Source organism: Streptomyces sp. NBC_00057 (assembly GCF_045041165.1).
GTDB lineage: Bacteria > Actinomycetota > Actinomycetes > Streptomycetales > Streptomycetaceae > Streptomyces.
Window position 1 is genome coordinate 876401 of record NZ_CP108256.1, and the last position, 18948, is coordinate 895348.

13 protein-coding genes and 4 pseudogenes are annotated in these 18948 nt (G+C 69.1%); 5 read left to right on the plus strand and 12 right to left on the minus strand.

Going from position 1 to position 18948, the window contains the following annotated elements; translation table 11 throughout:
- Positions 1-209 precede the first annotated feature (209 nt).
- Together OG953_RS04335 and OG953_RS04340 are read right to left on the minus strand one after the other, a co-directional pair.
- Positions 210-2864 carry a SpoIIE family protein phosphatase gene (locus OG953_RS04335; RefSeq protein WP_405682605.1) on the minus strand — a complete coding sequence of 885 codons (2655 nt, stop codon included), beginning with the start codon at positions 2862-2864 and terminating at the stop codon, positions 210-212.
- A gap of 277 nt (positions 2865-3141) precedes the next feature.
- Positions 3142-3573: pseudogene (locus OG953_RS04340) on the minus strand (transaldolase family protein); the annotation flags it as partial.
- Between the two features lie 838 nt (positions 3574-4411).
- Between OG953_RS04340 and OG953_RS04345 the strand changes: the two are divergent.
- Positions 4412-4660 carry a hypothetical protein gene (locus OG953_RS04345; RefSeq protein WP_405682607.1) on the plus strand — a complete coding sequence of 83 codons (249 nt, stop codon included), beginning with the start codon at positions 4412-4414 and terminating at the stop codon, positions 4658-4660.
- On the opposite strand, the pseudogene OG953_RS04350 reads toward OG953_RS04345, so the two are convergent.
- A pseudogene (locus OG953_RS04350) lies at positions 4646-5994 on the minus strand (IS30 family transposase). The gene OG953_RS04345 and the pseudogene OG953_RS04350 overlap by 15 nt on opposite strands.
- A gap of 107 nt (positions 5995-6101) precedes the next feature.
- On the opposite strand from OG953_RS04350, the gene OG953_RS04355 reads away from it, so the two are divergent.
- Positions 6102-6293 (plus strand): hypothetical protein, encoded by a 192-nt coding sequence (locus OG953_RS04355; protein WP_405682609.1) that lies wholly within the window; start codon positions 6102-6104, stop codon positions 6291-6293.
- 120 nt (positions 6294-6413) lie between these two features.
- Positions 6414-8000, plus strand: coding sequence for a N,N-dimethylformamidase beta subunit family domain-containing protein (locus tag OG953_RS04360; RefSeq protein ID WP_405682610.1), 1587 nt, complete (start codon positions 6414-6416; stop codon positions 7998-8000).
- Between the two features lie 267 nt (positions 8001-8267).
- Here OG953_RS04360 and OG953_RS04365 read toward each other — a convergent pair whose 3' ends face one another.
- The 4 genes from OG953_RS04365 to OG953_RS04380 all read right to left on the minus strand — a co-directional run bounded on the left by OG953_RS04365 (position 8268) and on the right by OG953_RS04380 (position 11239).
- Positions 8268-8522: a hypothetical protein gene (locus OG953_RS04365; RefSeq protein WP_405682612.1), complete on the minus strand. Its 255-nt coding sequence runs from the start codon at positions 8520-8522 to the stop codon at positions 8268-8270.
- Positions 8523-9079: 557 nt separating this feature from the next.
- Complete coding sequence (locus OG953_RS04370; protein ID WP_405682613.1) at positions 9080-9796, minus strand: response regulator; 717 nt, start codon at positions 9794-9796, stop codon at positions 9080-9082.
- Positions 9768-11006, minus strand: a complete 1239-nt coding sequence (locus OG953_RS04375) for a sensor histidine kinase (RefSeq protein ID WP_405682615.1) — start codon at positions 11004-11006, stop codon at positions 9768-9770. The genes OG953_RS04370 and OG953_RS04375 overlap by 29 nt, the downstream gene beginning before the upstream one ends.
- Positions 10997-11239 (minus strand): hypothetical protein, encoded by a 243-nt coding sequence (locus tag OG953_RS04380; protein WP_405682616.1) that lies wholly within the window; start codon positions 11237-11239, stop codon positions 10997-10999. Before OG953_RS04380 ends, OG953_RS04375 begins: the two co-directional genes overlap by 10 nt.
- Before the next feature lie 23 nt (positions 11240-11262).
- Here OG953_RS04380 and argG point away from each other — a divergent pair, with 23 nt between their 5' ends.
- Entirely contained in the window at positions 11263-12708 is a 1446-nt protein-coding gene (argG, locus tag OG953_RS04385) for an argininosuccinate synthase (RefSeq protein ID WP_405682617.1), read from the plus strand.
- A gap of 238 nt (positions 12709-12946) precedes the next feature.
- Here the strand turns inward: argG and OG953_RS04390 are convergent, their stop codons facing one another.
- The 4 genes and pseudogenes from OG953_RS04390 to OG953_RS04405 form a co-directional block, all read right to left on the minus strand.
- Entirely contained in the window at positions 12947-13294 is a 348-nt protein-coding gene (locus tag OG953_RS04390; protein ID WP_405691616.1) for a LysR family transcriptional regulator, read from the minus strand.
- A 112-nt stretch (positions 13295-13406) separates the two neighbouring features.
- On the minus strand, positions 13407-14042 hold the full coding sequence (locus tag OG953_RS04395; protein WP_405682619.1) for a DUF1345 domain-containing protein: 636 nt from the start codon (positions 14040-14042) through the stop codon (positions 13407-13409).
- A gap of 41 nt (positions 14043-14083) precedes the next feature.
- A pseudogene (locus OG953_RS04400) lies at positions 14084-14424 on the minus strand (encapsulin); the annotation flags it as partial.
- 57 nt (positions 14425-14481) lie between these two features.
- Positions 14482-14898 (minus strand): annotated as a pseudogene (locus OG953_RS04405) (Dyp-type peroxidase domain-containing protein); the annotation flags it as partial.
- Between the two features lie 370 nt (positions 14899-15268).
- Between OG953_RS04405 and OG953_RS04410 the strand changes: the two are divergent.
- Positions 15269-17089 (plus strand): molybdopterin-dependent oxidoreductase, encoded by a 1821-nt coding sequence (locus tag OG953_RS04410; RefSeq protein ID WP_405682621.1) that lies wholly within the window; start codon positions 15269-15271, stop codon positions 17087-17089.
- Positions 17090-17124: 35 nt separating this feature from the next.
- On the opposite strand, the gene OG953_RS04415 is transcribed toward OG953_RS04410, so the two are convergent.
- Positions 17125-18906 (minus strand): FUSC family protein, encoded by a 1782-nt coding sequence (locus OG953_RS04415; RefSeq protein WP_405682623.1) that lies wholly within the window; start codon positions 18904-18906, stop codon positions 17125-17127.
- Between the last annotated feature and the right edge of the window lie 42 nt (positions 18907-18948).

The following is an 18948-nucleotide window of genomic DNA, read 5'->3' on the forward strand; positions in this document are numbered from 1 at the left end:
TGGTAGACGCATAACCTTCGAAGAGTGCGTAGCGCTCATCATGAGGGAATCGTGAGATCCCCGCCGTGAACCCCCGTTCACTCTGGCGCGCGTCGCCGGGATCAGCTGGTGCATGGAAGAGTGTTTCCAAGCCACAAAGGGCCAGGTAAGCCTGGACGAGTCGTGGCCGGCACGGATGCCGCCCGGGGGTCCCGGGACGAATCGCTCTGTCAGGGCGCTTCACCGACGGCAGGGGCTGCCGGCAGGGCCTGCTCCACCCAAATGGTCTTGCCGGTGGGCGTGTAGCGCGTGCCCCACTGCTGCGCGATCTGGGCGACGATGAACAGGCCGCGGCCGCTCTCGTCGTCAGCCGCGGCGTGGCGCAGATGGGGTGAGGTGTGCCCTGTGTCGTCGACCTCGCAAATGAGGGTTTGGTCGCGGATGAGCCGGACGTGGATCGGCCCGGCGGCGTAGCGGATGGCGTTGGTGACCAACTCACTGACGATGAGTTCGGTGGTGAACGACAGCTCGTCCAATCCCCATGCTCCGAGTTGCCCCGTGGCCATGGCGCGGGCGTTGCCGACCATCGCCGGCTCCGCGGTCAGTTCCCACACGGCCACCCGGTGATCGTCGAGCATCCGCGTGCGTACGAGAAGCAGGACCGCGTCGTCGTTCGCCGGCCCCGGCACCAGGGTCGCGACTGCGCGGTCACAGAGTTCTTCCAAGGGACGCCGGGACTGGGCGAGGATTTCGGCGAGCAGGCGGAGTCCGACGTCGAGGTCGTCGGCGGCCGTCTGGACGAGGCCGTCGGTGAAGAGGGCGACAAGGCTGCCCCGCGGCAGCTGGAATTCCGTGGTCTCGTAGGGCGGACCACCCAGTCCCAGCGGAAGGCCCGGCGGGAGTTCCGGGCAGGTGGCGACGCCACTGCCCGTCAGGACGACCGCAGCCAGCGCATGGCCGGCACGTGCCATGCTGCACTGCCCCGACACCGGGTCGTACACCGCGTACAGGCACGTCACCCCGAGGGCTTCGTCGTCCCCGGACCGCACGCCGCCCGAGCCCTGAGCGGCCGCCTGCTCCTTGGCGGTCTGGCCGACCAGGTCGTCCAGGCGCGAGAGGAGCTCGTCCGGGGCGAGGTCCAGGCGGGCGAGGACACGCACACCGGTACGCAGGCGCCCCATGGTGGCGGCGGCGAGCAGTCCATGGCCGATCACCTCCCCGACGACCAGGCCGACACGCGCGCCCGACAGCGGGATGACGTCGAACCAGTCACCGCCCACCCCGGACCGGCTGTCGGCGGGCACATAGCGGCTCGCCATCTCGACAGCGGTCCGCTGCGGCAGCCGGTGAGGCAGCAGGATGCGTTGAAGCCTGAGGGCCGCGGTGTGTTCGCGCGTGACGATCAGCATCAGCACGACGCCGAGCAGCAGGGCGCCGAGGCCCACGACGGTCACTCCGCCCGTCCGTCCGATGAACGGCAGGTCGAAGGAGGTCTCACCGTAATCGGGGTCGGCGTAGACGCCGAAGGCGGCGTAGCAGAAGAGAAAGAGCATCGTCAGCCCGCCCAGACCCGGCAGCAGGCCCTTGAACAGCAAGTCCCTGCGGCTGCGGGTGAGCACCTTGCGGAAGTACCAGACACAGGCGAAGCCGGTGAGACCGTAGTAGAACGCGATCGCGAGGCCGACCGACCCGATGGAGTCGGCCAGGACGTTGCGGCTGAATGCCGTCAGGAGGACGAAGAAGCCGATGGAGGCCAGGCCCAAGCCGACGGTCGACCAGGTCGGGGTGAGGTATCTGCGGTGCACGCGGGCGAATCGGGAGGGGATGGCCTTGTGCGCGGCCATGGAGAAGACGGTCCGGGCCATCGGGAGGATGGTGGTCTGGGTGGAGGCCGCCGCAGAGGTCAGCACCATGAGGATCAGCAGCTTGGAGAGGGCGGGCCCGAGGCCCTGACTGCCGAAGACGGCGTTGCCCAGGCCCGAGAGCACGTCGCCCTCGTGTTCCTTGTTGCCCAGCCCGATTCCGGTGGAGCCGACTCCGGCGAAGGCCTGCGCCGAGGTGGCGACCAGGGCGTAGAGGAACAGCAGGAGCACAACGGAAATGACGGCGGAGCGCCCGGGGATGCGCGTGCTGTCCGCGGTCTCCTCGTTGACCGTGACGGCGGTGTCCCAGCCCCAGTAGATGAAGACGGCCGCCAGGATGCCCGAGGTCAGCGCTTCGGCCGATGGCACGTGGAAGGGGTTGAACCAGGAGGCGGAGACATGGATCGCCGTCTCGGGTGCGCTGGTATAGACCTTGACCAGGGCGGTGACGGCGAACAGCACCAGTACGGCGACCTCGATGAACAGGAGCCAGCACTGAACGGCAGCCGAGATCTTGATGCCGACGTAGCAGATCGCGGTCATCACGGTGATCCAGACGACGCCCGCGATGGTGGTCCACACCCTGCTTGCCGCGAGTGAGTCGTAGCCCAGGAGCCGGAAACCGTAGATGCCGGCGATCTCGGCGAGGTTCGCCATGACGATGATGTCGGCGACGATGATGCCCCAGCCGCCCATCCAGCCGGTGCGCGGGCCGAAGGCACGTGTCGCCCAGGTGAAGGTGGTCCCGCAGTCGGCGTTGCTCGCGTTGAGCTCCTTGTAGGCGTACGCGATCAGCAGCATCGGGACGAAAGCCAGCATCGTGATGACCGGGGCCTGCAGGCCGACGGCCGCCACGATGAGGCCGAGCGTGGCCGCGAGGCTGTACGCCGGGGCGGTGGACGCCAGGCCGATGGCAACGGAGGACCACAGTCCCAGGGCACCGGATTTGAGCCCTTTCCTGCCCGCGCCTGAGCCGAGCGCGAGCCGCGCGTCGGACGCAGCACGGCTACGGGAGAGCTTCACACCGGATGCCAACCTCCTCATTTGCCTTCCGGTCACCATTTTCACCGCAGGCGAGGAGGCCTGCCACGGGAGACCGGCTGGATGATCTACGTCGCTGTCAGCAGGAATAGTGGTACCGGGCTGCCGCCCGTCCAGTCGGGCGGGACCGCGGCGCTGCCTCGACGAGCGCGGCACCGTACAGGAAGGCGGCCCGGTGGCCGTTGACGACGCGGGCTTCGGGCAGCCGGCGCGCCGCACCGGGCGGCACCCCGTCGTTCGTCTCGCGCCCACTCATTCCCCCCTCAACTCCCTTGCTGCTCAGTGAGGTCGCAACCGCGCCCAACAGGTCTTCCCAGGCCGCCTCGAACTTCGAGACGCCCTCGTCCTCCAGCTGCTTCACGACCTCGTCGTACGGGATCCCGAGCCGCTCGAGGGCTGCGAGGTCGGCGCGGGCCTGGGCATAGCCGCCGGTCACCGAGTCGCCGTGGACGTCGCCGTGGTCGGCTGTGGCGTCGAGGGTCGCCTGGCGCCGGCCGGCGTTGTCGACGGCGTTCACGAAGCCGTTCGGCATGCAGCACCCGATCGCGGCACGGTGCTCTACGACAACGAGCCGGTCGACGGGGCGTGGTGGAGAAGGCCGACGGCCGTCCGGGCGGTGACCTGCGAGCGGACGCGCCCGTGGACTGCCCGGGAGACGGCCGTCTTCCGTCGCGAGCCGGCCCGGACGACCAGCGTCTGCACCGCGAACTGCACGGTGAGGACCGGCGTATGGCTGTCCAGCAGGATGTCGGGCGAGTTGCTGCCCTCGCCGAGCCGCTCCGCCGCATCGCTCAGCCCGCCGGGAAGCGACATGGGCCGCTCCGGCGCAGCGTACGGAGCGGCCGGGAACGAAGCCGAACAGCACGGTGTCGCAGGTGAACGGACCACCAGCCAGGCCCAGCGCGCATTCGTCCTTTCCTTCACCGGCCCCGGCCGGGCCGACAGCGAGCTCGAACTCGCCCAGCAGCTGCTGTCCGGGCCCGACCTGCGCGGCGATGCGGGCAGCCCAGGCCGCCAACCGGGCGACGCGTTAGGCTCATTTTGTAGGCACGCGTTGCGTCAGCGGAGGCGGCCTTGAGCCAGAACGTCGAGTACCCGACGCCGTCGCAGGGCGAGAGGCGGGAAGGGGACATGGACCCGGCCGAGGCGAAGTATCCCGCCACGTATCGCACCCAGCCGTCCCGGGCGGAGGGTGAGCGCCTGGCGGAGATACCGAGAGCTGACAGAGGCGGCGGTCGTACAGTAGGGCTCCTTGCCGGTTCGCTCTGGAAGGGGCTCTGTGCGCCGTCCCGTTTCCCGGTTCCGCCGCAGCCGAACTCCGTGAAGTCAGCGGCCCCGGAGGGGGGCACTGCGCTGCGCGACAGCGCTCGGCACCACGCCGCCCACGTACTGCGCGCCGGGGGCCGGCCCGGACTGGCTGCCACAACCGGCCGGGGCGCCGTTCGCCAGGACGGTTCCGAGGTACTCGGGACGAGCCCCTGTTCGGTTGTCCACCTCGCGCGTCCGTACTCGAAGGAGGTGCGCCCGGTATGGATTCGGAACGTGCCGGCCGTTTGGTGTCGGCGCTTCGTGCCCGTGGCGTGATGGCCCATCTCGTAGAGGCGGGCGTCTACGAGTTCGGGATCCGGGTCGTCCTCGACGAGGGGATCGAGGCGCTGTGGGACGTCGACGGGGCCTCGGGGCTCGACGCGGAAATCGTCAGCGACGGAGTGCTCATCGGCTTCGTACCTCAACCAGGTTCAACCAGTGGATGCAACACCGGCTTATTTCATCGATAGTAGATGGTCGTTGAGGGCCTCGGCGGGCGTCTTCCAACCGAGGCTCTTCCGGGGCCGGCTGTTGAGCGTGGCAGCGACCGCCTCGATATCCTCAGCCGCCCATCGAGAAAGGTCAGTTCCCTTCGGGAAGTATTGGCGCAACAGGCCGTTCGTGTTCTCGTTGGTGCCGCGCTGCCAGGGGCTGTGCGGGTCGGCGAAGTAGACCGGGATGCCGGTCTCGATCGTGAACTGGGCGTGTGCCGACAGCTCCTTGCCGCGGTCCCAGGTCAGCGACCGCCATAGTTGCCCGGGCAGGGTGCCGACCGTTGCTGCCAGCGCGTTCTTCATCGTCACCGCTCCGTAGCCGGCCAGCGGCGGCCCGTTCTTGGTGCGGGGAACCGTGCCGTAGCCGTCCTCGCGGGGAAGGTGGACGAGCACCGTGAACCGGGTGGTGCGCTCGACCAGCGTGCCGATCGCCGACCTCTCCAGTCCGATCAGAAGATCGCCCTCCCAGTGTCCCGGAACGGCCCGGTCGTCGGCTTCGGCCGACCGTTCACTGATCAACACCTCGGGCGTGACGTGGGCCCACGACGTCCGCTTGGACCGAGCTCGGGGCACCCGCAGGGCCCTGCCGGTGCGCAGGCAGGCGACGAGCTCGCGCTTGAGCGTTCCCCGGCCTTCGATGAACAGGGCCTGATAGATCGCCTCGTGGCTGATACGCATGGACTCATCATCGGGAAAGTCGACCTTCAGCCGGTTCGCGATCTGCTCCGGACTCCACGCCATGACCCACCGGCGGTCGCCGCGGTGCGGCTTGTTCCTTCCCTTCCACCGCGGCCCCTCTGGCCCCATCATCGTCCCGTCGGGGCGGCTGACCTGGCCGGAAAGCCTTTCCTGTACGTAGTCGCGCAACCGGTCGTTGGCCGCCAGTTTCGCGGTTTTCGGGCGCCGGGCCACCAGATCGGCCTTCCACTGGGCGACCGAAGCCCTGTAGTCCAGCCAGCCGCCACGAGTCGCGGCGTTGCGCCTCAGTTCCCGGGACACCGTCGAAGGATCACGGCCAAGACGTCGCGCGGTCTCCCGGACCCCGATGCCCTGCGCTTTCAGGATCGCGATCTCTTCCCGCTCGTGAAAGGACAGGTACCGGCCGGACTGCGGAGCAAGATCCATTGGTGGCATGCCGCCACCGTGGCGGAACCATCTTCCCCCGCCGCTCGGGATACGCCGACCGAAGCTGCCGCCTCCTCCGGGAGCAGTCCCTTCGCGATCTCCCGCCAGAACTGACGTTCCGCTTCCCGCCGTAGCGCCGGCGCACCTGGTGACTTCATCGGCGAACGCCCGGTCAACGCTGCCATCCACCCTGCTGGCCTGCCCATCAACACCTCCGAGGACGAGGTGTTGCAACGACCGGTTGAATCCGCCTCATGTTCCCGGCTCAGAGAGCTTCACCGAAGAGCAGCTCGTGGAGAGCATCGCGACGACGCAGTACTCGGCGGAAGGGCTCCGCCCGCCCAGCGACACGCCCGCCCCGACCGCGCCCCCGACCGGCGAGGCTGCGCCGTCACCCGGTCCTGCGGTCACCCCGCCGGTCGCCCGCTACCAGCGCCGGGCACACTGGATCCGGCGAGGCGACAAGGACGGTCCCCGGCGCTGACCGGGCACCGGTGCGCACGACGCAGCCCGTCCCCGATTCGGCCCTTCCCGGGTCGTGCCCGAGCAGGTGGCGGGCGACGATGGCCCGTGACAGCGCTGCGGGACGGGTTCGGCGGGCGACATGAAGCATGATGAGGGGCAGAACGCCGGGATCGCCGGTCGGCTGGACCGCAGGCTCCTCCTCGCTGCCGCAGCGGGCGGGGTGGTGGCCGGCGGCATGGCAGTGACCGGTTGCCACTCCTCTGCGGCCGGGGGGAACCGCGCCGGGTCCCCCCCGCCCGGCGCCGACCGCCGCACCGAGGAAGAGGACAGGGCTCGGGCCGCGGACTCCGACTGGCGTATCCGTTCGGTGGGGCCGCCCGGGGCCATCGAGGGCTATGCCGACAAAGTAAGCGTGGTGCCGGGTGAGGAGTTCGGCATGTACGTCTCCACCACCGCCCCCGCATTCCGAGTCTCGGCCTACCGCGTCGGCTGGTACGACGGGGCGCAGGCGCGACTGATCTGGCGTTCGTACCGTGTTTCCGGGTCGGTCCAGGCCCGCCCCCGGCTGCTCCAGGTCACCCGTACCGTACGGGCAGACTGGCGGCGCACACTCCGTGTCCGCACCAGCGGCTGGCCGGAGGGCGCGTATCTGCTCCGGCTGGACTCGGACAACGGCCACCAGCGCTATGTGCCACTGATCGTCCGCTCGGTGAGCGCGGCGGGCAGAATCGTGCTGATGCACGCCGTAGCAACATGGCAGGCGTACAACGTGTGGGGCGGCTACAGCCTGTACCAGGGCGAGAACGGTGCATACAGCACGCGGTCGCTCGCTGTCAGCTTCGACCGTCCCTATGACGGCAATGGCGCCGAGAAGTTCATGGTCTACGAACGGGCGGCGGTGGTCCTGGCGGAGAAGCTGGGCATCCCGCTCGCCTACACCACGGGCGCGGACATCCATCGCGACCCCGGCATTCTCAAAAACGCCGCCGGAGCTCTCTCGCTGGGACATGACGAGTACTGGACGCCGCAGCAACGGGCGTACGTCACCCGGGCGCGCGACGCGGGCACCAACGTGGCCTTCCTCGGCGCCAACGCCTGCTTCCGCAGGGTCAGGCTGGAGCCGGACGCCACCGGCGCCGACCGCACTGTCGTCTGTTACAAGACCGACTACCGGAAAGACCCGTACCTCGCCGACCACGCGGACATGCCGACCAACGACTTCCGCCTGCCGCCCGGCGCCTCCCCCGAGTCGTCCCTGACCGGTGTCCTCTACGAGGGCTATCCGGTGGACGCCCCGTATGTCGTCCACCGGAGCGATCACTGGCTCTTCGAGGGGACGGGGGTGAAGCGAGGAGACTCCTTCGACCACCTGGTCGGGGTGGAGTACGACCGGGTCACTCCGGACATGCCCACCCCGGCGCCGCTCGAGATCGTCGCCCATTCCCCTCTCGTTTGCGAGGGCAGACACAGTCATGCCGACTCCGCCTACTACACCGTGCCGAGCGGAGCGGGCGTTTTCGCCTCCGGGACGATGCGGTGGGTCGAGGCTCTGATGGCGGGGACCCGTGAGAACGGACGCAACCACGGCATGGACGCCCGTACGGGGGCTTTCGTCACCCGCGCGACGGAGAATCTGCTGCACGCGTTCGCGACGGGCCCGTGCGGCCGGAGCAGGCCGAAGCCCAGGGACAATGTGAGAGACGTATACGCGTCCGCACCACGCTGACGTCGTGGGGACTGCCCTGTCGGTGAACGTTCGCCACAGGCTCCAGCACCATGGGGTTCGGTGGTGCGGTGATCTCGACGGTGCGGCCGTCGCGTACGAGGGCCCACAAGACGTTCAAGCGGTGGCGGGCGAACCCGCTGCCCGTTGTCGGTCAGCAGCGCGATCACCAGCGCGGCCCCGTCGGCCGCGCTGCCCCGACATACGGTAGGACCTCTCAGCCCCGGCGGCCGTGTGCCTGGCCGCCCCGGGCTCGTCGTTGCTTTCGCGTCAGCTTTGGTCCCCGATCCTCGCGGTCCTGCTGACCCACTGGGACAGGGTGAGCTGTGTGGGTGCCACATGGCGGCGTTCGGCCTGTCCGTCCCTGGACGTCCCCTGGTATCGGCCGGTGCTGTCGGCCAGGGCGTCGCGGAGAAGGGACAGGTGCACGGGCAGGGCTGCACTGAAGTCGTCCCCGTCCCGGCACGGGGGGCAGGTTGCCGGTCGTTCACTGATCGTGCGGCGCTTCTCGGATGCTGTGAGCATGGGAGGAGGTCCTTCCTGTGCTTGGGTGCCCCTCGCGCGGTCGTCGCGGCCACGAAGGGGGTGGTGAACTGGGCCCAGTCGGCCGGCAGCGGGGCTGCCGGACCGGGCAGGACGCGATGGATGCCCACCGGGGCTGCAATGGTTCCGGCGGAACTGCGGATGATGGCGCCGAGGGCGACGCCGAGCAGTCCGACGGTGGTGAGATGGAGGGCGGTACCGAAGATCACACGGGTGATGCTGGGGGTGGAAAGTGTGTGGTCAGGTGATGCGAGGACGGGACCGCCCGGCTGCCGAAGAGAACAGCGACGCAGGCCGCGGTCAAGCGTGCGAGCACGCAGTGTGATCGGCGCGCGATGTGCGGTTTGATCGGTTCGGCGTTGTATCGCCTGGTCGGGCAGTGGGCTTCGATCATGGCGAAACCTCCGTTCGCCCTCTCACCTTCGCCCAGGAACGGCCCCTCGCGCGTCGTCCCCCCGCAGCGATTCCCGGCTACCACGGCTGCGGTATCTGCAACGCCTGCCTACGACTGGGACGACATGCACATACCGCGCCGACGATTACTCGGACGCCTGTGAGCGCCCAGATTCCGTTGCTGGACCGACAGATTCCGTTGCTGGACTGACCAGCCCGCACTGATAGGCGATGACGACGAGCTGGGCCCGGTCACGAGCCGCCAGCTTGGTCATGGCCCGGTTGACGTGGGTCTTGGCAGTCAGCGGGCTGACGAACAAATGTTCTGCAATCTGGTCGTTCGACAGCCCCAGTGCCGCCAGCCCCACGACGTCGCGTTCCCGCCGCGTCAGGCACTCCAGCCGCTCGTGCACGTCCGCCGAGCACGGGTCCGGCTGCGCAAGAAAACGCTTGATCAGCGCACGCGTCGCTGACGGGGACAGCAGTGCCTCGCCGGCGGCGATCGTGCGGACGGCGTCGAGAAGCTCCTCGGGCCGGGCCCCCTTGCCGAGAAAGCCGCTCGCACCGGCGCGCAGAGCCTCGGCGACGTGCTCGTCGTCCTCGAAGGTGGTCAGGATGAGCACCTTCACCCCTGAGAGGTCCTCGGACTCACTGATGAGCCGTGTGGCGTCGAGGCCGTCCATCTCCGGCATGCGGATATCCATCAGGACCACATGCGGGCGCTCTGCACGCGCCAGTTCCAGTGCCTCCTGCCCATTGGACGCCTCCCCCACCGTCTCCATGTCGTCCGTGGAGTCGAACAGCATCCTGAAGGTACCCCGCAACAGGGCCTGGTCATCCGCAAGCAGTACGCGAATCGTCATGCCCGTCTCTCCTCGGTGGTTTGCCCATTACCAGGCCGGGACGTAGCGGCAGTTCGGCCGTCACGATGAAGCCGCCCTCCGGACGCTCTCCCGCGTACAGCCAACCCCCGACCGTGGAAGCGCGCTCACGCATTCCGATCAGCCCGTGGCCCGTCCCCGGATGGGCGTGGTTCCCCCCGGGCCGTCCGTCGTCCTCAACGGTGATCGTCAGCCGCTCGGGGCGGTAGTGCAGGAACAACCGGGCATGGTCGGCGCCGGCGTGCTTGTGCACGTTGGTCAGGGCCTCCTGCACGATGCGGTAGGCGGCCAGGTCGACCGTCGGCGCCAGTGGTTCGGCGATGCCCCGCCGGGTATGGCTCACGGTCAGGCCGGCGCGTTCGAACGACGCCAGAAGCGCCGGTACGCGCGCAAGGCCCGGCATCGGATCACGCGGCGCCACCGGATCGCCGGACTGCCGCAGCAGCCCTACGGTCACCCGTAGTTCGTCCAGCGCGGACCGGCTGGTGTCCCGGATGTCCTCCAAAGCGGCCAGGATCTGTTCCGGGCGCCGTTCCACCAGATGGACGGCCACGCCTGCCTGAGCGTTGATCAAGGCGATGTGGTGCGCGACGATGTCGTGCAGCTCGCGCGCGATCCGCACCCGCTCGGCCGCCACCCGCTGCTGCGCCTCCTGCTCACGCGTGCGCTCCGCGTGTTCCGCCCGCTCCTCCACGGCCGCCACATAGGCGCGACGTGAGCGCACCCCGTCCCCGACAGCAGCAGGCAGCGCCGTCCACGCCAGCATCGCCGCGTTGTCGGGGGCCAGCCATGAGTGCGGGTCGCACAGCACGGCGGCGCCCACCAGTACGACGGCCGAAAATGATGCCGCCGCCCAGGTGGCGCGCCGGTCGGTCAGCGCGGCCACGTTGTAGACCGACACCAGGACCGGGCTGATCACCAGCGGGCTCTCCCGAATCCCGATTATCTGAAAGGCCACCCCGCAGGCAACTGCGACGGCCAGTACGCCGAAAGGGTAACGGCGGCGCCACACCAATGCAGCGCAACCGACACCCGCCAGCACCACGACAGGCCACCGCAGGGCGAACTGGTGCCCATGCCGTACGACCGAGGCAGCCGCGACCGACAGCACGAACAGCAGCGCCACGCCCAGTGCCTCCGCCACACCGATCCGGGGCCGCGCCCCCCGTTTCCAACCGCTGATCACCGCCATGTCACCACGGTAGGGGCGATGGCTGCATCGGGCATCGTCTGGCGTGACAGGGGTGCCTCGACCGTCGGCGTCCGCCCGTTCGCGGAGCTTTGGGCGGCGAACAGCAAATCCACGGTGTGCTGTACGACCTGTGGCTCCATCGCCTCAAGGACGAAACGGCCCGGATCGGTTGCGCCGCCAGAGCGCGGCGGGGCGCTTCGTTTCAGCGGCGACGAGCCGCTTTGCATGATCATGCGAGATGATGCATACTCTTCCTATGTCTAAGGTCCTCACCTCCCTTCCCGCCGGCGAGCGCGTCGGCATCGCCTTCTCGGGCGGCCTCGACACTTCGGTCGCGGTCGCGTGGATGCGCGACAAGGGCGCCGTCCCATGCACCTACACCGCCGACATCGGCCAGTACGACGAGCCCGACATCGCCTCGGTGCCCGGCCGTGCGAAAACCTACGGTGCCGAGATCGCGCGCCTGGTCGACTGCCGCGCGGCGCTGGTCGAGGAGGGCCTGGCCGCGCTCACCTGCGGGGCGTTCCACATCCGCTCGGGCGGGCGTGCCTACTTCAACACCACGCCGCTCGGCCGCGCCGTCACGGGCACCCTCCTGGTCCGGGCGATGCTCGAGGACAACGTTCAGATCTGGGGCGACGGCTCGACCTTCAAGGGCAACGACATCGAGCGGTTCTACCGGTACGGCCTGCTCGCCAACCCGCACCTGCGCATCTACAAGCCGTGGCTCGACGCGGACTTCGTGACCGAGCTCGGCGGCCGCAAGGAAATGTCGGAGTGGCTGCTCGCCCACGACCTCCCCTACCGCGACAGCACCGAGAAGGCCTACTCCACCGACGCCAACATCTGGGGCGCCACCCACGAGGCCAAGACCCTGGAGCACCTCGACACCGGCGTCGAGACCGTGGAGCCGATCATGGGCGTGCGGTTCTGGGACCCCTCGGTCGAGATCGCCACGGAGGACGTGACGATCGGCTTCGACCAGGGCCGCCCGGTGACGATCAACGGCAAGGAGTTCGCCTCCCCCGTCGACCTGGTGATGGAGGCGAACGCCATCGGCGGCCGCCACGGCATGGGCATGTCCGACCAGATCGAGAACCGGATCATCGAGGCCAAGAGCCGCGGCATCTACGAGGCGCCCGGCATGGCCCTGCTGCACGCGGCGTACGAGCGTCTGGTCAACGCGATCCACAACGAGGACACCCTCGCCCAGTACCACAACGAGGGACGGCGCCTCGGCCGGCTGATGTACGAGGGCCGCTGGCTGGACCCGCAGGCGCTGATGGTGCGCGAGTCGCTGCAGCGCTGGGTCGGCGCCGCCGTCACCGGCGAGGTGATGCTGCGGCTGCGGCGCGGCGAGGACTACTCGATCCTCGACACCACAGGCCCGGCGTTCAGCTACCACCCGGACAAGCTGTCCATGGAGCGCACCGAGGACTCGGCGTTCGGCCCGGTGGACCGGATCGGCCAGCTCACCATGCGCAACCTCGACATCGCGGACTCGCGCGCCAAGCTGGAGCAGTACGCCGGGCTCGGCCTGATCGGCACCGCCGATACGGCCATCGGTGCCGCCCAGGCGGCCGCGACCGGACTGATCGGCACCATGCCGGAGGGCGGCGCCGAGGCCATCGCCTCCCGCGGCGAGGTCTCCGGTGACGACGAGATGCTGGACCGCGCCGCGATGGAGTTCGGCACGGACTGACCAGCCCCGTCGAACGAAAGGCTCGGCACCCGCGAAGGCGGATGCACCACCGAAAAGGCGGGCTCGGCACCAACGGCGCCGAGCCCGCCTTCGACCCCGTGGGCGCTCGCCAACCGGGCGAAAGCACGACCGCGAGCGGAGTGCGCAGGTGCGCTGGTCCACGGACGGCCGGAGAGTTCGGCGGCGGCGGTCGGCACGTTCCAGGTGGCCGGGACGAGCACGCGGTAGTCGTCCTCGCTCAGCACCTGCGCCCGCACCGAGGGTGGCAGCGGCAACGCGGTGTCCCGGCCGTCGGTGATGACCAGGACGTCCAACTCGCCCAGCCGCAGCTGCCGCAGGCCGTGCACTCGGGCAAGCAGCCGCAGCGCCCGGACCGCGATCCGGCAAGCGCCCACGACGTCGCCCCGATCGCCACCGGCGTGGCGGCGAGCAGCCGTCCGGCCGCTGTGAGTTCCATTCGTGTGCCCGAACGGTCGACCAGGGGCAGGCCCACTTCTCGTTCCAGAATTGCCAGTTGCTGTGAAACCGCCGAACGCGTATGGCCGAGCACACGCGCCGCCGGAGCGAGGCCGCCGCTCTTCGCGATCGCGCTCGGCGTTCATACTCTCGACGCCGACTTCGATGTCCGTGCCGTGCCTCTCGGCGCGCATCGGCAGGGGGACGCGGCCCCGGCATGACCGTACGGGACCGCCCTCACATCAGCCCGTGACGATTCCGGCAACAAGGTTGATGGTGGTGGCCAGGATGCTGGCGCCGAAGGCATAGGACAGCAGGCAGTGCCGGAGGGCGACCGCGCGAATCGTGGAACTGGAGACGTCGGTGTCGGAGACCTGATAGGTCATTCCGAGGTTGTAACTGAAGTAGAGGAAGTCGCTGTACTGCGGCGGGTCGTTGGAATTGAAGTCGATCCCGCCTTCGGGTGTCAGGTAATAAAGGTACGCGTAGCGGGTGGCGTACATCAGGTGGAGTGCCGCCCAGGCCATGAACACGCCACAGAGTGCCGTCGCGGCCGCGGCATGGCTCAGGGCCGAGTCGCCGACCAGGAGCAGCACCACGATGCCGACCAGCCCGCACAGGGCGGCCGCGACGACGACGAGTTCCTCGGTGAAGGGCCGGAACTCCTCGCGTCGGACGTTGTGATGGGTGGTGGCGGCGTCCATGGGCCACAGGACGATCCACCCTGCCACGACGAAGGTCGTCTCCGCCGCGGCGATTCCGGCCAGAATTCCCAGCGGTGTGTTGGTCAGTACACCGACGACCGCGCCGATCACCGCTCCGGCGACCGTCGCGCCGACCAGTCGAGGAACGGCGGAAAGCGCCAACCAGTGGTTCATGGGCCTCAAGAGCGACCGCCTCGATAGCTCGGTGAAGGGGCTCAGGCTTTCGGTACGACCACGGCCTCGTCCGCATATGTCAGCAACGTCAGCGTCTCGTGGAAGTACAACTCGATACCGCTCGCGTCGTACGCCGTTCAGCCGATCGCCATATCCTGGCCGAGGAGCAGTTCGAAGTCGCCGCCACGGGTGGACAGGACGAAGCCACCGCCGGCCGACGCCCGGATCGGGAGCCGTCCGGCATCCGACCCGGGTGAGCCGCGATCGGGTAACCATGGTCGGTGGTCTCGCTGACCGCCCGGTACTCGTCGATGCCGAGCAGGAACGCGTACTGGCCGTCGCCACCGGCCAGCCGCAGCGATGTCAGAGCCCGGCTGACCGCGGTCACCGCAGTACTCAGCCTCTCCACAATCAGCCTGGCCGGTTCGAAGCAGAGATCCATGGCGCCGGGCGCGCAGATCGAAGAGCAGATCGCCCGTGTCGCCGGCGCCCGGTGGCGGGGGTCTTGCAGGGGCTGGACGCAGTGCAGTTCGCGCGGCCGCAGTCCGTCGACGAGCCGGTCCCATCCCTCGGAACCGGCGCCGACGACGCAGGTGAGGCAGTCGTCGGGGGAACGGAACGCCACCGAGCGAGTCAGACCCGCCAGATCCTGGAGCCCCTCCCTCACGGTGGCCTCACCGCCGGGGGCCACAGTGGCCACCAGGAACGCAGCCGCCCTCGAGGGCGGCTGCGACGACGGGCTGGGCCACGACCATGTGACTCCCGTCGGACAAATGAGACGCAGGGCGAATAGATAGGACAGCGTCAGAGTATCCGTGTGTGAACCGGGGTGCAGCCCGACAGCACGACGACGCACCCCCGCGGAGGATCGTCCCAGGCCGCACCATGCCTCACCGGGCCGGGACTCCGGCGTGCGGAACAACGCGCTCCGTCACAGGTGAGGCAGCGGCCGCGAGAGTCGGGTGGCGTGCATTGATCAACGGGCATAGCCTGCCCGGAAATGTCATTTTGTCACCTCATACCCCAATGGTGGAAGGGTTGAGAGTCTTGAGCGCCAATAATGAAGAGAGGAACCCCTGGAGCGCAGAGTGGGGCCCGCCCCCGAAGGGGATCCGGAGTTTCACCCCTACCACCACCCCGCTGCAAGCTGGGGCGCAGCCAAGAGCGTGAGCCGTTTCCTGGTGCGCGAGGGGGCGCTGGTGGACGGCCCTCGGGCAATCATGCGGATGAACCATGAGAACACCGGGTTCGACTGCCCCGGATGCGCGTGGCCGGACGACACCAAGGGGCTGCACCTGGACATCTGCGAGAACGGAATCAAGCACGTCACCTGGAAGATGACCCGCAAGCGGGTCGGACGCGAGTTCTTCGCCGCCCACTCGGTGACCGAGCTGTCCGGGTGGAGCGACCACGACCTCGAGAACCAGGGCCGGTTGACCGAACCGATGGTCTACGACCCGGATTCCGACCACTACGTCCCGATCAGCTGGAAGAACGCGTTCGAGGTGACCGGCCGTGCTCTGCGCGGGCTGGACAACCCGAATCAGGCATCGTTCTACACCTCCGGCCGTCTCGGCAACGAGGCCACCTTCCTCTACCAGTTGATGGCCCGTGAACTGGGCACGAACAACCTGCCGGACTGCTCCAACATGTGTCACGAGGCCAGCGGTCGCGCCCTCCAGGCGTCCCTGGGCACCAGCAAGGGGACCGTCGACCTCATGGACTGGGAGACCGCCGACGCGCTGTTCATCCTGGGAGTCAATGCCGCCTCCAACGCGCCCCGGATGCTCACCGCCCTCGCCGAGGCTTACCACCGCGGCGCCCAGATCGTGCACATCAATCCGCTGGTCGAGGCGGCCGCCACACGCACCATCGTCCCCCACGACTTCATGGACATGGCCCTCTTCAAGACGACCCGGACCAGTACCCTGAACCTACAGCCGCGCATCGGCGGCGACATGGCTCTTCTGCGCGGCATGGCCAAGGCGATCCTGGAGCAGTCCGCAACCGACCCCAAGGCTCTGGACCGGGAGTTCATCGACCGCCATACCGCCGGCTTCGAGGAATACCGCGCACTGTGCGAGGCCACGCCGTGGGAGGAGATCGAGAACCAGTCCGGAATGAGCCGCGCCGACATCCTCGAAGCGGCGCGCGTGTACGGCGAAGCCGACCGCAGCATCGTCAGCTGGTGCCTGGGTCTCACCCAGCACGAGCACGGCGTCGACACCGTCCGGGAGATCGTCAACCTGCTTCTGCTGCGCGGCAATCTGGGACGGGAAGGGGCAGGCCCCTCCCCCGTGCGAGGGCACAGCAACGTCCAGGGCAACCGCACCTGCGGCATCGATCACCGACCCACGGACGAGTTCCTGGACCGCCTCGCCGAGGTCTGCAGGATCCAGCCGCCCCGTGAGCACGGCATGGACACCGTCCGCACCATCCAGGCAATGCACCACGGCGATGTGAAGGTGTTCGTCGGCATGGGCGGCAACTTCGCCCTCGCGATCGAGGACTACGACCGTATCCGGGACACCATGGCCCAGGCCCGCGACGGCTTCGAGGACTTCAACCGCCGCGTGCGCCTGCCCCTCGGCTTCCGCATCAAGCAGCCCGCCCGTGAACTGGTCTTCTTCACCCCGTCCGGACGCGCCGAGTTCTCCACCGCCGTCCTGCCCGACGTCGTCCCCGCCCCCGGCACCCTGGCACTGGGCACCATGCGGTCCCACGACCAGTGGAACACCACCATCTACTCCGACAACGACCGCTACCGCGGCATCAAGAACCTGCGCACGCTCGTCGTCATGAACCGGGCCGACATGCGCGAACGCGCTATCGCAGACCTCGGCCCCGTCGACATCACGAGCACCGCGAAGGACGGCAGTCAGCGGTCCCTCAACGGCTACCTCGCCATCCCCTACGACATCCCCCGCGGCTGCGCAGCCGGCTACATGCCCGAGATGAACGTGCTGTGCGCGCTCAGCGACTACAGCACCCAGAGTGACCAGCCGATCATGAAGCACGTCAAGGTCACCATCGGCCCCGCCGCCTGATCAGGGAGCGCGCACGGGCAGAGTTCCGCGCAGCGTCACCGCCACCGGACGAGCCGCTCCAGGAGCAGGTAGGCACGCTGCTCCGCGGCGGCAAGTTCGGTGGGGTCGATCTCCGCCGGCCAGAGCTCCCCCGCCGCGGCGTCGTCGGCCTCACGCAACTCCACCACAGCTGCCGCCAGGTGCGTCTGGACGATCGCGAACGACGACGCCAAGCGGTCGTCCAACGCTTGCTCCGCACGCTCGGACGCCTCCGTGCACGCGGCCAGCGCGCGCTCAGCTCGGACCGCGGCGTGGTCATGGACCACCACAAGCGCACAGCCCAGCGCGATGACGATCCCGAGAACGCTGCTCAGCGCCCGGTCCTGGACGAGGGCTCCGGCAGGTGAGGGAGCGGCCAGGTCTGTCAGCAGCAGCGCCAGCGGCGTCAGGAAGACGACGCCGAGACCGTAGTTGCGGGCCACGACGTACTCCAGCAGGAACTCCAGAAGAACGATCACGAGGACGAGCACCACGGGATCGGGGCGCGCGGCCAGCACGCCGAGAGCGATCACCAGTCCGGCGACCGTGCCCAAGGTGCGCTGCACGGCCCGCTGTGCCGCCGTACGGACGTTGATCGAGTGCAACACCGCGGCGGCGGAGATCGCCGCCCAGTAGCCGTGTCCGAGGCCCAGCAGAAGGGCCGTCCCTCCCGCCAGCCCGGTGCCCAGGACCATCCGCAGGGCGGGAACGAGCAGGACCGACGCATGACCGGGGCCGCCGTGGCGCTGCCCCGTCACCAGTTCCGCGGCGCGCAGTTCGGCAGCGCGCCGGGTGGCGGGATCGACCGGAACCGGCTCGGAGCCGACCACGGAGACCATGCCGGCCTGGGCGACCACGGACGGGAACGACAGCTCGGGCAGCAACTGCGGAACTCGGTGGCGACGGCTCACGAGCAGGCGAACCTGGCGGCGCAGGTGCCGCGCCAGGCCGGTGGGTTCATCCGGTGGCCGGCTGGCGGAACCGATCAGCAGCGACCAGGCGAGGTCGGTCAGGCGCACGCACGTGCCGCCCCGGCCGCCCCACTCTGCGGCTGTCGGAGGAATGACGCCGAGAGTCCGATACGCCTGCAGAACAGCAGCGATCGCCCGGTGCCGGACGAGACCGCTTCCGTCCGCCGCGCCGGTGGCTTCCCACAGCTCCGCGAGCTCGCGCAGAGCCGCGGCCACAGCGAGACGCTGCGGACGATCCGGGTGCACGAACCAGCCCGACACGGCCAGTACCCAGGCAACGGCCGCACCCGATGCGGCCAGGGCGGTCTGGGGAAGGATGTCGGCGGGGGCCGGCGAACCGTTGGCCGCTACGGCGAAGGAGAAGAGCAGCAGCACCGCGCCCAGCCCGCTCAGACGTGCCGCGTCACAGGCGAGCTTCGCAACACCGGCCACTGCGGCCATGGCCGCGACCACCACGGCGGCGCCTGCTCCCCCGTCCCGTGGATGGGCCCACGCGGCGAGAGCCGAACCGCAGCCCACACACGCTGTCATGGCTGCCGCGACCAGCGCGAGGACGCGGGCACGATGCGCGTAGGGCAGACCGCGGCCGAACGTGGTGGTGAAGGAGCCCAGGATGGCGTAGACAGCCTGATCGGCCCGCCCGGCCAATGCCATCGGCAACGCCGGCAACGCCATGGCCAGCGCTGCACGCAGAGCGAAGGACAGGGCACCGTCCACGCTCTGCAGGGCAAGCGCGCCACGCGGGGAGAGCGCGCGCCCCACACGGGCTGCCGAACGCCGCCGACCGCTCCCGATCACAGCAGGGAGCGGAATGCGCAAACGGGGCATATGCGGTGTATATCACCTGCTTCTGCTGCCCGGCGGATCATT

What these genes read in the sequence shown, in the direction of transcription:
- OG953_RS04410 (WP_405682621.1), top strand. Translation starts at nt 15,269, where the DNA reads ATGAACCATGAGAACACCGGGTTCGACTGCCCCGGATGCGCGTGGCCG.
- OG953_RS04415 (WP_405682623.1), bottom strand. Translation starts at nt 18,906, where the DNA reads ATGCCCCGTTTGCGCATTCCGCTCCCTGCTGTGATCGGGAGCGGTCGG.
- OG953_RS04360 (WP_405682610.1), top strand. Translation starts at nt 6,414, where the DNA reads ATGAAGCATGATGAGGGGCAGAACGCCGGGATCGCCGGTCGGCTGGAC.
- OG953_RS04380 (WP_405682616.1), bottom strand. Translation starts at nt 11,239, where the DNA reads ATGATCATGCAAAGCGGCTCGTCGCCGCTGAAACGAAGCGCCCCGCCG.
- OG953_RS04375 (WP_405682615.1), bottom strand. Translation starts at nt 11,006, where the DNA reads ATGGCGGTGATCAGCGGTTGGAAACGGGGGGCGCGGCCCCGGATCGGT.
- OG953_RS04365 (WP_405682612.1), bottom strand. Translation starts at nt 8,522, where the DNA reads ATGCTCACAGCATCCGAGAAGCGCCGCACGATCAGTGAACGACCGGCA.
- OG953_RS04370 (WP_405682613.1), bottom strand. Translation starts at nt 9,796, where the DNA reads ATGACGATTCGCGTACTGCTTGCGGATGACCAGGCCCTGTTGCGGGGT.
- OG953_RS04345 (WP_405682607.1), top strand. Translation starts at nt 4,412, where the DNA reads ATGGATTCGGAACGTGCCGGCCGTTTGGTGTCGGCGCTTCGTGCCCGT.
- argG (WP_405682617.1), top strand. Translation starts at nt 11,263, where the DNA reads ATGTCTAAGGTCCTCACCTCCCTTCCCGCCGGCGAGCGCGTCGGCATC.
- OG953_RS04395 (WP_405682619.1), bottom strand. Translation starts at nt 14,042, where the DNA reads ATGAACCACTGGTTGGCGCTTTCCGCCGTTCCTCGACTGGTCGGCGCG.